We start from the raw sequence: 14,805 nt of genomic DNA on the forward strand, positions 1-14,805 counted from the left end.
CGCAGATGGCATCGTCCCGACCGGCCCGGACCACCCTCGGCCTGCTCGCCGCGGCCGCCGTCGTCCTGCTGGCCGCGTGCTCGTCGGGTGACACCACCCGCCCGACGCCGACCGACGGGTCGTCGAGCCCGACCCCGACCCCGACGTCGCAGGCGACCCGGGTGACGCCCGAGACGATCCGCACGGCTCCGTCCGGCACGGTCTTTCACGGCGGCATCGCCCTCGAGCCGAACTCGCTGGCGGTGCGGGCGGAGGCGACGCTCAGCGCCGACGGGGAGACGGACGCCGCCCGGGCCGCGGCCATGATCGCGAAGCGCCCGGTCGCGATGTGGATCGGCGACGGCTACGACGACGCGCAGCTCGTGAAGGTCATCACCGACTACCTCGCCGCCGCCGAGGAGCAGGGTGCGACGCCGGTGTTCGTCACGTACGCGATCCCCGACCGGGACTGCGGCAACTACTCGGCCGGCGGCCTGTCCGTCGAGCGCTACCCCGCCTGGAACGCGACCGTCGCGGCCACCCTCGCCGGGCACCGGGCCGCGGTCATCGTCGAGCCCGATTCGCTCGGCATGCTGAGCCGGTGTCCGCAGCTGGCCGACACGCGCCTCCCGCTCTTGAGGCAGGCCGTCGCCGACTTCGCGGCGGCCGGTGTGCCCGCCTACCTCGACGGCGGCAACTCGCACTGGGTGCAGCCCGAGGTGATGGCCGAACGACTGGAGGCGGCGGGCGTCGACCAGGCACGCGGCTTCTTCACCAACGTCGCCGGCTTCTACCCCGTGGGCGACGAGCAACCGTACGCCGAGGAGGTGGCCGCGATGACGGGCGGCAGCCGCTACGTGATCGACGTGTCGCGCAACGGCCGCGGCTGGAAGGGGACCTGGTGCAACCCGGAGGACGTCGGCCTCGGCCAGGACCCCCGCGTCGTGTCCGACGACGGCCGCCTCGACGCCCTGCTCTGGGTCAAGACGCCGGGAATCAGCGACGGCACCTGCAACGACGGACCCCCGGCCGGCGAGTGGTACCCGTCGTACGCCGAGATGCTCGTCGACCGCCGCCCCGAGTGGGCGCGCAGCTGACCGGCGACGCCTAGCGCAGTCGGGCGCGCAACAGCTCGAGGAACTCGTCGGCCATCGCGAGCTGACGCTCGAGCTTCGCGCGACGCTCGACGGTCTCGTCGACGAACGCCGCCAAGGAGGCGCGGGTCGCCTGGTCGCGCCCGTCGCCCTCGTCGCCCGCCCCGGGCTCGCCCGCAGCCCCGCCGTCGTCGCCCGCCCCGCCGTCGAGCGCGTCGACGACCCGCAGCAGCTCGGCCATCTCGTCGAGGCTGAACCCCAGCGGCTTCATGCGCCGGATCACCATGAGTCGCAGGTAGTCGTCGTGCGTGTACAGCCGGAACCCGCCCTCACTGCGGCCCGACGGCGTCAGCAGACCGACCTCGTCGTAGTGGCGGATCGTGCGCAGCGACATCTCGGTGCGGTCGGCGAGCTCGCCGATCTGCATCGTGGCGGTCTCGTCGGGCATGGGGTCTCGTTTCATCTCTACCCTCACGTAAGGGTAGGGTTGCATCGTACGGCAGTGTCGCCGGCTCCCCCATTCTTCCGCACACCCCCAGGAGTCCCCCGTGACCACTGCCCCCGACTCCGACCGCGCGCGCCCTGAACCCGCCGCGCGGTCGGTCCGCCCCACCCGCCCCGCCGACACGGTGCTGTCCGTGTTGCGCAACCCGCGCCTCCTGACCCGCGAGGCCCTGGCCGGCGTCGTCACGACGCTCGCCCTCGTGCCCGAGGTCATCTCGTTCTCGGTGATCGCCGGGGTCGACCCGATGGTCAGCCTCGTCGCGTCGATCGTGCTGGCGCTCGTCATGTCGGTGCTCGGCGGCCGCCCGGCGATGGTCACCGCCGCCGCGGGGTCGGTCGCCCTCGTGATCGCGCCGCTGGTGCGCGAGCACGGCACCGACTACGTGCTGCCGACGGTCGTCCTGGCCGGGCTCGTGCAACTCGCGTTCGGGCTCGCCGGTCTCGCCCGGCTGATGCGGTTCATCCCCCGCTCGGTCATGATCGGCTTCGTCAACGCACTCGGCGTGCTGATCTTCGTGGCGCAGGTGCCGCACATCATCGACCAGCCGTGGGTCGTCTACCCGCTGTTCGCCCTGACCATCGCGATCGTCGTGCTGTTGCCGAAGGTGACGAAGGCCGTGCCGGCACCGCTGGTCGCCATCGTCGTCGTGACGGTCATCGCCGTGGCCGCCCGCCTCGACGTGCACACCGTCGGCGACGAGGGACCGATGGGCGGCGGCCTGCCCGGCCTGACCCCGTGGCTCGCTCCGTTCACGCTCGAGACGCTGCAGATCATCTGGCCCACCGCCCTCAGCGTCGCCTTCGTCGGCCTGATGGAGACCCTGCTGACCGCCAAGCTCGTCGACGACCTCACCGAGACCCCGTCGCACAAGGGCAAGGAGTCCTGGGCGCTCGGCGTCGCGAACATCGCAGCCGGCTTCTACGGCGGCATCGCCGGCTGCGCCATGATCGGCCAGACGGTCGTCAACGTGAAGATCGGGCGGGCCCGCACCCGGGTGTCGACGATCGCGGCCGGGCTCTTCCTGTTGCTGCTGGTCACCGGGCTGAGCGCCGTGATGTCGGCGATCCCGATGGTGGCGCTGGCGGCGGTCATGATGATCGTCGCGATCACCACGGTCGACTGGCACTCGCTGAAGCCGTCGACCCTGCGGCGCATGCCGGTGCCCGAGACGCTCGTCATGGTGGTCACGGTGGCCGTGGTCGTCGCGACGAACAACCTCGCCCTCGGCGTCGCGGTCGGCGTGCTGCTCGCGATGGTGCTGTTCGCCCGGCGGGTGGCCCACGTGATCACGGTCGAGCGGCACGTGACGCCGGGCGCCGTGGCCGACACCGGCACCCTCGGCGAGGCCACGGCCGCCTCGAACGCAGAAGGCGCGGGTGCGGTCGTCGGGTCTGCCCCGGCCCCCGAGACGGTGCGGTACGACGTCATCGGCCCCCTCTTCTTCGGCAGCAGCAACGACCTCGTCGAGCACTTCTCCTACGGAGACGACCCCGAGGCGGTCACCGTCGACCTGTCCCGCGCCCAGGTGTGGGACGCGTCGAGCGTCGCGGCCCTCGACTCGGTCGACGAGAAGTTCCGGGCGCACGGCGTGACGGCGACGTTCGTCGGGCTGGACGACCGCAGCGAGGCGTTCCACGGCCGTCTCACCGGCCGCCTCGGGTAGAGCGTCGTCCCGGAGGCGCGACCCGCGCCTCCTGGTCCTGCCCCCGCCCGCCGCCCGCCTGCCTGCCGTCCCCGCCCCGCCCCCGCCCCGGTGTGCAAATCGCGACAACCGGGGCCGGACGAACGGCCCCGGACGAACATGAGCGGCGCGGCTCCGGCCGGTTGTCGGGTTCGGCACGCGAGATGGCTCGTCACAGGTCGCGAATTGCACACGCGGCACGCTGGTGACGTGCCGGAGGCGGACCTGCCGGAAGGCGGACCCCGGGAGGCGCGGGTCACCACCCGAGGACGACGACACCTCGGAGGCGAGGGGCACCACATCAGGACGACGACACCCGGAGGCGCGGATCACCACCGCGGGATGACCGCGCCCCGGAGGCGCGGGTCACCACCCGAGGACGACGACCCCTGAGGTGAGGATCGTCAACGCAGAACGACGCCCCGCGGAGGCGCGGGTCGTCAGCTCTGGGCGCGCGGCGTCCTGACGCGGCCGAACCCGGAGGGCCCGGCTCAGCCGTCGATGCGGACGAAGTGGTGCGCCTGGTTCCAGATCGGGCGGACGTCGACGAAGCCGCCGGGCTTCGGGGCGTCGAGGATCATTCCGTTGCCGGCGTAGATGCCGTCGTGGGCCAGGTTGTCGAACACGACGAGGTCGCCGGGCACGGCCTCGGACTCGGGGATCGTGCGCCCCTCGGTGTTCTGCGTCGGCACGTAGTGGGTCAGCTCGATGCCGAACTGCGCGTAGACGAAGGTGATCAGGCCCGAGCAGTCGAACTTCGAGGGGTCTTCGCCGCCGTGCACGTACGGCGTGCCGATGTACTGCAGCGCCACGGCGAGCACCTGGTCGCGGTCGAGTTCGGGGTAGAGCGGATTCGCGAGGTAGTCGGCCGTGGTCGGCCCCTCGTAGGTCGTGTTCGCCGCGGCCTTGCGGTTCTGCAGGTTCTGCGTCGCGACGTCGATCATCGACGTGGCCGAGTAGGCGTCGCGGGCGGTCTCGTCGGACTCGTCGGTCAGCGACGCCGTGTCGACCGACAGCGTCTGCGAACCGAGCGACGACCGCGACGACTCACCCGCGGCGACGGCCTGGGCCTCGTCACCGGTGGTCGCGAGCAGCGGCAGCACGCCGCTGGCGGCGAAGCCGACGATCGCGGTGACGATGGAGAGCTTCTTCACGGCGGTGCCGACGCTGCGCGCCGCACCGGCACGACCGGCGGCAGCACGGGCCGGCGACACGGGACGAGCGGCCACGACTGCGGCACGGCGAGCGCGACGCGAGGGACGGACAGGTGCGGGGTGAGCGGCGACCGAGGAGGCGCGGGCGGCGACCGCAGGACGGGCGGCCTCGGTCGCGGCGGACTCCTCGAGACCGAGCAGCGGGCTGGTCTGGACCGGAGCCTCGGCGCGGCGGGGACGGACGCGCGGGGCGACCGCGGCCTCGGCGGCACCGACGAGGGCGGCGCACTCGACGAAGGACTCGCGGTGCGAGGTCGGCAGCACGTCGCGACGGGCGCGGCGTTCGCGACGCTCGAGGGCGAGGCGGGCCGAACGCTCACCGAGCGGACGAGCACCGTCGTGACCAGCGGGGTTCTGACCAGCACTTTCGACATGACCAGCCGTCGCGCCACCCTGATCCGGAGAGGTCGGGGAGGCGGGCTTCGTCACGCGTACGGTCCTCTCGTCTGGGGGTGGTGCGAACACTCGACCCTAGCGCGCATCATCCTCGAGGTGTAGTTGTCGCCGGAAAAAGATCACGAATCGGTCACGGGATCATGCGGGTGATCCCTCGTCGGGTGAGTGCGGGTCACCCTGCCCGGACGACGGGCCTGGCACCCCGCGACGCCGCCTGAGCTCGCGCCGCAGCGCCCGCCGCTCGCGCCAGCTCGGGGGCGGAGGCGGCACGGCGGCGGCCTCGGCGGCTCGTCGCGCCTGACGCCGCTCGTGCCAGAGCAGCACCTCGCCGTCGACGTCCCGCGTGGGCGTCACGACCGGCGGGCCCCCGGACAGCTGGCGCCTCGCCTCGACGATGCGCGCGTTGAAGTCGTCGAGGTGCGAGCGCACGGCGGCCTCGGATCGCAACCGGTCGAGCTCGGCGTGCAGCCCGGTGCTCTCGGCCCGCAACGACAGGGCCGGAGGCGCGAGCCCGGTGAGCCCCTCGCGCTCGATCAGACCACGCAGCCACCAGTCGGGGTCGACCGTGGCCCCGGCCAGGCCGGGCAGCGGCTTGCCGGCGAGCGGCAGGTCGTCGAACTCGCCGCGGGCGATCGCCAGGTCGATGGCGGTGCGGGCCCAGGCCCGCATCTCGGCGGCCGTGCGGGTGTCGCGGGGCGCGTCGTCGCTCGGCACGTCGCCGTCGACCCGGTAGCGGGCCGCGTCGACGCGGTGGTCGCGACCCTGCGGTCGTCGTTCGGGTTCTCGGTCCATGCGCCGCGCCTCCTGCGCTCGTCGTCGGACGGCGGGCGGTGCCCGACCGTCGCCCCTGCTCGTCCGTGCTCTGTTCGTCCGTGCTCTGCGGGTTCGTGCTCTGTGGGTTCGTGGCATCGAGGGTACGCCGCACCTCCGACGGTGGCCGGGCCTACCCTGGAGGCCCTGCCCGCCGCTCGAGGAGGCCCGATGCGCGACGCCGCCCCACCCGCCCCCCGCTCGATCTCGACGGCGTACGCCCTGTGGATCGTCGTCGTCGTCCTGGGCGTCGTCGGCGCCGTCCTGCTGATGCTGTTCGGCGGGCCGGCGCGGGTGTCGACGTCCGGTGGGGCCCTGGCGGATCCCCGTGGGGCCGACATCGCCGGCGGGGTGTTCGCGATCGTGGTCGCCCTGGTGCAGCTCGCGGTCGTCCGGTCGATGCGCGACGGGCGCCGCTGGGCGCGCACCGTGTTGCTCGTGCTGACCATCCTGCAGGTGCTGGGCGGTGTGAGCGGGGCGAGCGGCGGCGGGGTGCTCGAGTGGGCGTCCGTGATCTGTGCGCTGATCGCCTGCCTGCTGATGCTGCTGCCCTCGTCGACGGCGTTCTTCGAGAGGCACACCCGCTAGGCCCTCGCCCGGCGCGCTCGCCGGCGCTGCCCGCGCTGCGGGACGTCCCGAGGAGGCGCAGGTCGCGAAGTCAGGAGGCGCGGGTCGTCAGGCCAGGAGGCGCGGGTCGTCAGACCGAGCGGCCCCGACCCCGGGCGCGCAGCACGTCGACGACGACCGCGCCGACGACGGCCCCGGCACCGAGCAGGGCGAGCACGGTGCTCGACCGGACGAAGTCCGAGCGGCGACCACGGGGCAGGCGCCCGGCGGCGAGGTCGTGGAGCAACTGGCCGGACGCCGCGAGGCAGGCCGACTCGGCCTCGGCGTCGTGCAGGGACCAGTCGGGCACCGAGACGTCGCCGATCACGCTGACGTCACCGTCGTCGGCGTCGAACCAGACGTCGACGGGTGCACGCCGCGGGCCCGTGACCGTCAGGACGCGCGTCTGCCAGCCGACGCGGCGCAGGGTCGTGCCGGGCACCTCGTCGCCGACCCACGAGTGGACGACCCGCAGGCGTCCGCTCTCCTCCGCGGCGGCCAGGTCGAGCGCCCGTCGCAGCCGGTCGACGAACGGCGGACGCTCGGGTTCGGGCAACGAGATGGTCGGCAGGCCTCGGTACATGCCGACAGTGTGCCCCGCCCGCCTGGACGCCGCCGCACCGCCGGCCCCCGCACCCGCCGTCGCCGCCGTCGCCGGCGTCGCCGCCAGCCCGCCACGAAGTAAACATGCCGCCACGCAAAAGGTGGCGGCATGTTTACTTCGTGGCGGCGAGCGCAGGAAGCGCGGGTCGGCCGGCACCCGCCCCTTGCGGACCGGCGTGGGCACGACCTACCGTGGCGGGGTACCCCGTCGCGAGAGCAGGCACCGGTGCGGCCGACACACCGGCCGGTCGACCGCCCTCGCGGGCACGGGGGCCCACCGCACAGAAGGCAGAGCGTTGCGTCTCATCACCGGTACTGCGCCCCTCGCGCAGCAGTCGCCCTCGCACTGACGCCACTCCCGCCCGCCCCGTGAACCGGGCGCCGCCTCGCTCGAGGCGCCGCGCCTCCTGCCGGGTCGCTCCCCCGCCGCAGCCGACCTCCGTCGCCGGCGAGGGACGGGTGGTCGTCGTGCTCCGACACCACCCACCGGGAGCCCTCGTGCCCACCATCACCACACCCTCCATCGTCCTCTCCGACCTCTCGTTCTCCTGGCCCGACGGCTCGGGGGTGATCGACCACCTGTCGACCGCATTCGGTCGTGGCCGCACCGGCCTCGTCGGCGCGAACGGCGCGGGCAAGTCCACGCTCGTCCGGCTCGTCACCGGCGACCTCGTCCCCACCGGCGGGCGTCTCACGACCACCGGCGAGGTCGACCTGCTGCCGCAACGGCTGCGGTCCCGCGCCGACGACACCGTGGCCGACCTGCTGGGGGTCGGCCCGCGCCTCCTCGCCTTGCGGGCGATCCTCGCCGGCGACGCGACCGAACGGCAGTTCGAGCTGCTCGCCGACGACTGGGACGTCGAGTCGCGCGCCGCCGCGGCCCTCGCCGACGTCGGGCTGGGCCACCTCGACGGCGGTGCCCGCATCGCCAGCCGCAGCGGCAGCGGCAGCGGCACCGGCACCGGCACCGTCCTCGACCGCCCGGTGTCGACGCTGTCCGGAGGGCAGGCCGTGCTCGTCGCCATCGCCGGAGTGCGGTTGAGGGGTCGGCCGATCGCCGTGTTCGACGAGCCCTCGAACGACCTCGACCGACGATCACGCGGCCTGCTGCTCGACGTGGTCGACCGCTGGCGGGGGACGCTCGTCGTCGTCAGCCACGACCGCGAGCTGCTCGAGCACGTCGACGAGATCGCCGAGCTGCGCGACGGCTCGATGACCGTGTTCGGCGGCACCTGGTCGGCCTACGAGCAGCAGCTCGCGGTGCTGCAGGCCGCGGCCGAGCGCGACGTCCGGGCCGCCGAGCAGGTGTTCAAAGCCGAGCGGAGGCAGCGCATCGAGGCCGAGACGACCATCGCGCGGCGGGCCAAGGCGGGAGCCAAGGCCGGCGAGTCGATGCCGAAGATCATGGCGAACCAGCTGCGCGGCCAGGCCGAGGCGACGGCGGGCTCGCTGCGCAAGGCGCACGCGTCGTCCGAGCAGGAGGCGCGGGTCGCGGTCGACACCGCCGAGCGACGCCTGCGTCGTGACGACACGATCGTGGTCAACCTGCCGGACCCGGCGGTCCCGGCGTCCCGGCGCCTCGCCGAGCTGACGGTGCGGGGACGCACCATCGTCGTCCAGGGGGTGGAGCGCGTCGCCGTCGTCGGCGACAACGGGTCGGGCAAGACGACGCTGCTCGAGCAGCTCGTCGGTGCGCCGGACGCGCGGCCGCATCCGCTGCCCGACACGCACGCCGTCGCGCTGACCGGTCGGGTCGCCCACCTCGGGCAGAAGAAGGACTCGCTCGACGACGCGCTCACGGTGCTCGAGAACGTCCGGCGGGCTGCACCGGACGTTCCCCCGCGCGAGGTGCGTAACCGCCTCGCGCGGTTCCTCATCAGGGGAGACATCGTGGACCGGCTCGCCGGGACCCTCTCGGGCGGCGAACGGTTCCGGGTCGCGCTGGCCGGACTGCTGCTCGCCGACCCGCCGCCCGAGCTGCTGGTGCTCGACGAGCCGACGAACGACCTCGACATGGCGAGCACCGACCACCTGCTCCAGGCGTTGCGCGGGTACCGCGGGGCGCTCGTGATCGTCAGCCACGACGAGGCCTTCCTCGAGCGGCTCGAGCTCGACGCCCGGGTCGAGGTCCGCTGAGGCCGTCCTGCCGCGGCCGGACCGGGCCTCCGCCGTCGCCGCCAACGCGCGAACCCGCCACGAACTAAACACCCCGCCACGAGAAAAAGTGGCGGCCTGTTTACTTCGTGGCGGCGAGGGCAGGGAGGTGTGGCGCGAGCCGCCGACGCAGCCCGACCCCGTCACACGACGCCAGGAAGTGGTCACGACACCACGACTAGTCCTGGCGCTGTGTCCATCTCCTGGCGGGGAGCCCGGGAGCCCGGGAGGCGCGGCCGGCGGCGAGAGCAGGAGGCGCGGCGCGGGCCGGACGGGCGAACGCAGGAGGCGCGGCGCGGGCCGCCGACGGAGCCCGCGCCCGTCACACGCTTGGCACGGAGGCCCGCAGGCAGTTGACTGTGTCCACCCGCCCGGCCCGCACCGCCGGCACCCCCACAGCACACCCGTTCCCGGAGGTCCCGCCTCATGCCCGTCCACCCCGCCGCACCCGCCCGTCTCGCCGACTCCGCGCACCCCGCCGCACCCGCACCCCGCCCGAGCACCCTCCTCGGCAGCACCCTCCTCGGCAGCACCCGCCTCGGGGCCGCCCGCGCCGGGGATCGCTCGTCGTCCCGCCTCCGCCACCCGCGCCTCCTCGGGGTCGCCGGCGGCCTCGCCGGTCTCGCGCTGCTGGCCGGCTGTGCCAGCGCCCCGTCCGACACGGCCGCCTCGGGCAGCGCCGGCGCGGGCGAGAACTGTGCCCGCATGGTGACGAACTCCGGCGGGCTCGACGACCGCTCGTTCAACCAGTCGAGCTGGGCCGGCCTGCAGAAGGCCGAGAAGGACGACGGTATCCAGGCCCGCGTGCTCGTCTCGACGACCGAGAACGACCTGGCCCCGAACGTCGCGCAAGCCGTCGACTCGGGCTGCGGCTTCGTGCTGACGGTCGGCTACGAGCTCGCCCCCGCCACCGAGGAGCAGGCGAAGGCCAACCCCGACATCGACTTCGCCATCGTCGACGAGACCGTCGAGGCCCCGAACGTCAAGCCGATCCTGTTCGACACGGCGCAGGCCTCGTACCTCGCCGGCTACCTCGCGGCGGGCGTGAGCAAGACGGGCAAGGTCGCGACCTTCGGCGGCGGCAACCAGCCCCCGGTCACCCTGTTCATGGACGGCTTCGCGGACGGCGTCGACGCGTACAACGCCGCGCACGGCACGAGCGTGCAGCTGCTCGGCTGGTCGAAGGAGGCGCAGGACGGCTCGTTCACCGGCGACTTCGAGGACGTCAACAAGGGCAAGCAGCTCGCCCAGGCGTTGATCGACCAGGGCGCCGACGTGATCATGCCGGTCGCCGGGCAGGTCGGCGAGGGAGCGGCGTCGGCCGCACTCGCCACGGGCGACGTCGACGTGATCTGGGTCGACAACGACGGCTACGACACGTTGCCGGCCGAGTACCGCCCGATCGTCCTGACCAGCGTCATCAAGGACACCGAGAAGGCCGTCCAACAGATCGCGGTCTCGTCGACCGACGGCTCGTTCAGCAACGACCCCTACGTCGGCACGCTCGACAACGGCGGGGTCGGCCTCGCCCCGTTCCACGACCTGGCGTCGTCGGTCAGCCCCGAACTGTCGTCCGAGCTCGACGCCCTGCGCGACCAGATCGCCAGCGGAGCCGTCACGGTCACCTCACCCAGCCAGCCGTAGGCCGGGTCGACCCGGGGCCCGGGCCGACCCGGGGCCCGGGCCGACCCGGGGCCCGGCCGCGGCCCCTGCCGCTCCGCCGAGTGGGCAGGAGATGCGCGTCGGCGCGAGCCGAGCAGCACCTCCTGCCCACTCGCGGGCCAGGACGAGGAGGCGCGGGTCAGGAAGCGACGGGGGTCGCGGCGCCGCCGACCCCGGCCCGCGCGGCCGCAGTGAGCACCGCGGCGACGACGCGGTCGGTCGTCATGCCGCGCTCGCGCAGCGCATCGGCCGCGGGGGCCGAGAGGCCGAACTCGTCGATGCCGACGACGACGCCGTCGGGACCGGCGACGCCCTCCCAGCCGAAGCTCGCGGCGGCCTCGACGACGACCCGGGCCGACACCGCGCGGGGCAGCACCTGCTCGCGGTACTCGGCGGGTTCGGCGTCGAACCACTCGCGGCAGGGCATCGACACGACGCGCACGGCGAGGTCGTCGATCTGCGCGACGGCCTCCAACACGAGGGCGACCTCGCTGCCCGTGGCGACGACGACCACGTCGGGCGTGCCCGGGCCCGCTGCTGCCCCGGTGCCGGTGGGGCCGCCGGCAACCAGGCCGCCGTCGGCCACCCCGCTCATCGAGGCCGGTGCGTCCTGCACGACGTAGGCCCCGCGGCGCACGCCCGCGAGCACCACGTCGGCCGGCGTCGCCGCGACAGGCAGCGGCTGGCGGGCCAGCACGAGACCGGCCGGACCGTCCTTCTCGAGGATCGCCAGCCACGCCGCGGCCGTCTCGGCACCGTCGGCCGGGCGCACCACCGAGAACCCGGGCATCGCGCGCAGGCTCGCCAGGTGCTCGATCGGCTGGTGGGTCGGTCCGTCGGCGCCGAGGGCGACCGAGTCGTGCGACCAGAGGTAGGTGACCGGCAGCTGCATGAGCGCCGCCAGCCGGATCGCCGGGCGCTGGTAGTCGCTGAACACGAGGAACGTCCCGGCGAAGAACCGCGAGCCCTCGATCAGGGCGATGCCGTTCATGGCCGAGGCCATCGCCCCCTCGCGCACGCCCCAGTGGACGTTGCGACCGGCGCGGCCGGTGCCGGGGGCCTCCTCGGGGAGGTACGACGCGCCTCCTGCGATCGCCGTGCGGTTGGGCTCGGCGAGGTCGGCCGAGCCGCCCCACAGCTCGGGCAGCGCCTCGGCGAGCGCCTGGATGACCTTGCCCGACGCGTCGCGGGTGGCGAGCGTGTCGCCGGGGGCGAAGACCGGGAGGCGCGACGCGAGGTCCGCGGGCAGGGTGCGTGACCGCGAGCGGCGCAGTTCGGCGGCGGCGACGGGGTGGGCGAGCTCCCAGGCGTCGGCGGCGACCTGCCAGGCCTCGCGGGCGGCCCGGCCGCGCTCGAGCACGGAGCGGGTGTGGGCGAGCACGGCGTCGTCGACGGTGAAGGGCTCGGAGTCGACGCCGAGCTCGACCCGGGTGGCGGCGACCTCGGCGGCACCGAGCGGGGCGCCGTGCGAGGCCGAGGTGTTGCGGGCGTTCGGGGCCGGCCAGGCGATCTGCGACTTGAGCACGACGAGGTGGGGGCGGTCGCCGCGGCGATCGGTGGTCGAGAGCACCTCGTCGAGGGCCTCGACGTCGACGTCGCCGTCCGAGGCGAGCCCGACGTGGTCGACGCGCCAGCCCTGCGCCGCGAACCGGGCGCCGACGTTCTCGCTCGAGGTGAGGCTCGTGTCACCCTCGATCTGGATGTCGTTGTCGTCGTAGATGACCGTGAGGTTGCCGAGGCGGTGCCGCCCGGCGAGCGCTCCGGCCTCGTACGAGAGACCCTCCTGCAGGTCGCCGTCGGACGCGAGCACGAAGACCCGGCGGTCGAAGACGGACTCGCCGGGGGCGGCGTCGGGGTCGTTGACGGCACGCTCGTGCAGCATCGCCATCGCCATGCCGACGGCCGTGGCGAGGCCCTGCCCGAGCGGTCCGGTCGTGGTCTCGACGCCGGGGGTGTGACCGAGCTCGGGGTGGCCGGGGGTGCGCGACCCGAACGACCGGAACGCCTTCAGGTCGTCGAGCGACACGTCGTAGCCGGTGAGGAAGAGCTGCGTGTAGAGCAGGACGCTCGCATGCCCGCAGCTCAGCACGAACCGGTCGCGGCCGGCCCAGTCAGGTGCCTGCGGGTCGTGCCGCAGGTGCTTCTGGAAGAGGAGGTGCGCGACGGGCGCCAGCGCGGCCGCCGTCCCCGGGTGGCCGGACCCGGCACGCTCGACGGCGTCGAGGGCGAGCAGGCGGGCGGTGGTGACGGCGGCGTGGTCGAGGTCGTGGGTCACGTGTGGGGCTCCGGTTCGGGAGGGGCGGGCTGGGTCTCGGACGACCGTAGCGTGAGACATCAGGACGTCATGATGAATCAAGACGACTGCCGACTTGCACCCGTGGTCGACGCGACGTACTCTCGTCGAAGTCATCATGACGACTTGACGACCTGACGACTCAGGGCGGTCGCCACGATCCGACACCACCCACTTCGGCGAGACCCTTCTTCAGCAACGGCGCGGAGGCACCAGATGAGCACCACGAGCGGCACGAGCAAGTACGTGGCCGTGCGCGAGCACCTGCTGTCGCGCATCCAGAAGCTCGAGGCCGGGTCGCAGCTGCCCGCCGAGCCCGTGCTCTGCGACGAGTACGGCGTCAGCCGCATCACGCTGCGGCACGCGGTCGACGGCCTGATCGCCGACGGCCACCTGGTGCGCGAGCACGGCCGGGGCACCTTCGTCACCGAGCCGCAGTACCGCCTGCACTACCGCGAGCGGTTCGCCGACGAGGTCAAGGGCTTCCACGCCCAGCAGACCGGCGAGGGCTTCTCGGTCAGCACCCGCGTGCTCGGCCAGAAGGTCGTCCGCGCCGGCGAGACGGTGGCGAGCCACCTCGACATCAACTCGGCCGACGAAGTCGTCGAGCTGACCCGCCTGCGCTTCGTCAACGGGTCGCTGCACCACCTCGTGGTGACCTGGCTGCCGTTCTCGCTGTTCCCCGAGACGGCGACCGTCGACTTCACCGACGGCTCGCTCTACGGGCACCTCGACCGCGAGCACGGCGTGACCCTCGCCCGGCAAGACCTGCTCGTCTCCCTCGACGCGGCGAGCACGCTGCACGCCGACGAGCTCGACGTGCCCCTCGGCACGACGTTGCTGCGCATCGCGTCGACCGTGTTCGACGGCGACGAGCGTGCCGTCGCCTACGGGACCAGCCACTTCACCCCGCAGAACAGCGAGATCTTCTTCGGCCTGCACGGCTGACCTACCCGGCGCTCCTCGTCCGCCGAGCGGCGCCTCCTGAACTCCACCACCGCCCCCGACGCCCGCCGCGACGACGACGTCACCCACCCCCACCAGGAACGACAGTGCTGACCGACCTCCTCACCCCCGAGACCATCCTCTTCGCCGACCGCGTCGACGGCTGGCGCGACGCCGTCGAACGCGTCGCGCAGCCCCTGCTCGACAACGGCGCCATCAGCAGCCACTACGTCGCGGCGATGACCGACTCGATCGCCGCGGGCGGCACCTACATCGACCTCGGCTTCGGCATCGCCCTCGCGCACAGCCGGCCCGAGAACGGCGTCGTGCGCACCGGGCTGTCGAGCCTGCGCGTCGGCGAGACCGTCCTGCTGAACGACGAGCCCGCGCACCCGATCGACCTCTTCTTCTGCCTCGCCGCGACCGACCCGCAGAGCCACCTCGACACGATGATGGCCCTCGCCACCCTGCTCTCCGACGAGACGCTCCGCGCCGAGCTGCTCGCCTCCTCCACCCCCGCCGACACCCTGGCGGTCCTCACCAAGATCGGACAGAACGCATGAAATTCCTCGCCGTCTGCAGCTCGGGCCTCGGTTCGAGCTTCATGGTCCACATGAACATCGAGAAGGTCCTCAAAGAGCAGGGCATCACCGGGGTCGACGTCGACCACGCCGACCTCGGCTCGGTCGGCCCGGGTGCCGCCGACGTGATCTTCGTCGGCGCCGACCTGGCCGACTCGGTCGGCGGGCTCGGCGACGTCGTGGTGCTCGACAGCATCATCGACCTGGCCGAGCTGCGCACCAAGGTGCGCGAGACCGCGATCCGCAAGGGCGTGACCGTGCCCGACGCCGGGGCCAACTGAT

General features: G+C 73.5%; 13 protein-coding genes. 8 read left to right on the forward strand and 5 right to left on the reverse strand.

What is annotated here, in order from left to right; translation table 11 throughout:
- The first annotated feature begins 5 nt into the window (after nt 1–5).
- Nucleotides 6–1,076: a glycoside hydrolase family 6 protein gene (locus SJY14_RS01350; protein WP_396599560.1), complete on the forward strand. Its 1,071-nt coding sequence runs from the start codon at nt 6–8 to the stop codon at nt 1,074–1,076.
- 10 nt (nt 1,077–1,086) lie between these two features.
- Here the strand turns inward: SJY14_RS01350 and SJY14_RS01355 are convergent, their stop codons facing one another.
- Nucleotides 1,087–1,521, reverse strand: coding sequence for a MerR family transcriptional regulator (locus tag SJY14_RS01355; protein ID WP_143048634.1), 435 nt, complete (start codon nt 1,519–1,521; stop codon nt 1,087–1,089).
- A 100-nt stretch (nt 1,522–1,621) separates the two neighbouring features.
- Here SJY14_RS01355 and SJY14_RS01360 point away from each other — a divergent pair, with 100 nt between their 5' ends.
- Complete coding sequence (locus SJY14_RS01360) at nt 1,622–3,241, forward strand: SulP family inorganic anion transporter (protein ID WP_083396307.1); 1,620 nt, start codon at nt 1,622–1,624, stop codon at nt 3,239–3,241.
- A 509-nt stretch (nt 3,242–3,750) separates the two neighbouring features.
- Here SJY14_RS01360 and SJY14_RS01365 read toward each other — a convergent pair.
- Together SJY14_RS01365 and SJY14_RS01370 are read right to left on the reverse strand one after the other, a co-directional pair.
- Complete coding sequence (locus SJY14_RS01365) at nt 3,751–4,902, reverse strand: C40 family peptidase (protein WP_143048635.1); 1,152 nt, start codon at nt 4,900–4,902, stop codon at nt 3,751–3,753.
- Between the two features lie 105 nt (nt 4,903–5,007).
- Entirely contained in the window at nt 5,008–5,661 is a 654-nt protein-coding gene (locus tag SJY14_RS01370) for a DUF1992 domain-containing protein (RefSeq protein ID WP_396599561.1), read from the reverse strand.
- Between the two features lie 189 nt (nt 5,662–5,850).
- Here SJY14_RS01370 and SJY14_RS01375 point away from each other — a divergent pair, with 189 nt between their 5' ends.
- Nucleotides 5,851–6,267, forward strand: a complete 417-nt coding sequence (locus SJY14_RS01375; protein WP_396599562.1) for a hypothetical protein — start codon at nt 5,851–5,853, stop codon at nt 6,265–6,267.
- Nucleotides 6,268–6,376: 109 nt separating this feature from the next.
- Here SJY14_RS01375 and SJY14_RS01380 read toward each other — a convergent pair whose 3' ends face one another.
- Entirely contained in the window at nt 6,377–6,868 is a 492-nt protein-coding gene (locus tag SJY14_RS01380) for a hypothetical protein (RefSeq protein ID WP_071255905.1), read from the reverse strand.
- Between the two features lie 518 nt (nt 6,869–7,386).
- On the opposite strand from SJY14_RS01380, the gene SJY14_RS01385 reads away from it, so the two are divergent.
- A complete protein-coding gene (locus tag SJY14_RS01385; RefSeq protein ID WP_396599563.1) occupies nt 7,387–9,024 on the forward strand; it encodes an ATP-binding cassette domain-containing protein in 1,638 nt (545 codons plus the stop codon).
- A gap of 444 nt (nt 9,025–9,468) precedes the next feature.
- On the forward strand, nt 9,469–10,686 hold the full coding sequence (locus tag SJY14_RS01390) for a BMP family protein (protein WP_396599564.1): 1,218 nt from the start codon (nt 9,469–9,471) through the stop codon (nt 10,684–10,686).
- Nucleotides 10,687–10,843: 157 nt separating this feature from the next.
- Here SJY14_RS01390 and SJY14_RS01395 read toward each other — a convergent pair whose 3' ends face one another.
- Nucleotides 10,844–12,979, reverse strand: a complete 2,136-nt coding sequence (locus SJY14_RS01395) for a transketolase family protein (RefSeq protein WP_396599565.1) — start codon at nt 12,977–12,979, stop codon at nt 10,844–10,846.
- A gap of 234 nt (nt 12,980–13,213) precedes the next feature.
- Between SJY14_RS01395 and SJY14_RS01400 the strand changes: the two genes are divergently transcribed.
- The 3 genes from SJY14_RS01400 to SJY14_RS01410 all read left to right on the forward strand — a co-directional run bounded on the left by SJY14_RS01400 (nt 13,214) and on the right by SJY14_RS01410 (nt 14,804).
- Complete coding sequence (locus SJY14_RS01400) at nt 13,214–13,945, forward strand: GntR family transcriptional regulator (RefSeq protein WP_071255908.1); 732 nt, start codon at nt 13,214–13,216, stop codon at nt 13,943–13,945.
- Between the two features lie 104 nt (nt 13,946–14,049).
- Nucleotides 14,050–14,505 (forward strand): PTS sugar transporter subunit IIA, encoded by a 456-nt coding sequence (locus SJY14_RS01405; protein WP_396599566.1) that lies wholly within the window; start codon nt 14,050–14,052, stop codon nt 14,503–14,505.
- Nucleotides 14,502–14,804, forward strand: a complete 303-nt coding sequence (locus tag SJY14_RS01410) for a PTS sugar transporter subunit IIB (protein WP_043596598.1) — start codon at nt 14,502–14,504, stop codon at nt 14,802–14,804. Before SJY14_RS01405 ends, SJY14_RS01410 begins: the two co-directional genes overlap by 4 nt.
- Nucleotide 14,805 lies beyond the last annotated feature (1 nt).

This window comes from Frigoribacterium sp. R86507 (genome assembly GCF_044597695.1).
Classification (GTDB): domain Bacteria; phylum Actinomycetota; class Actinomycetes; order Actinomycetales; family Microbacteriaceae; genus Frigoribacterium.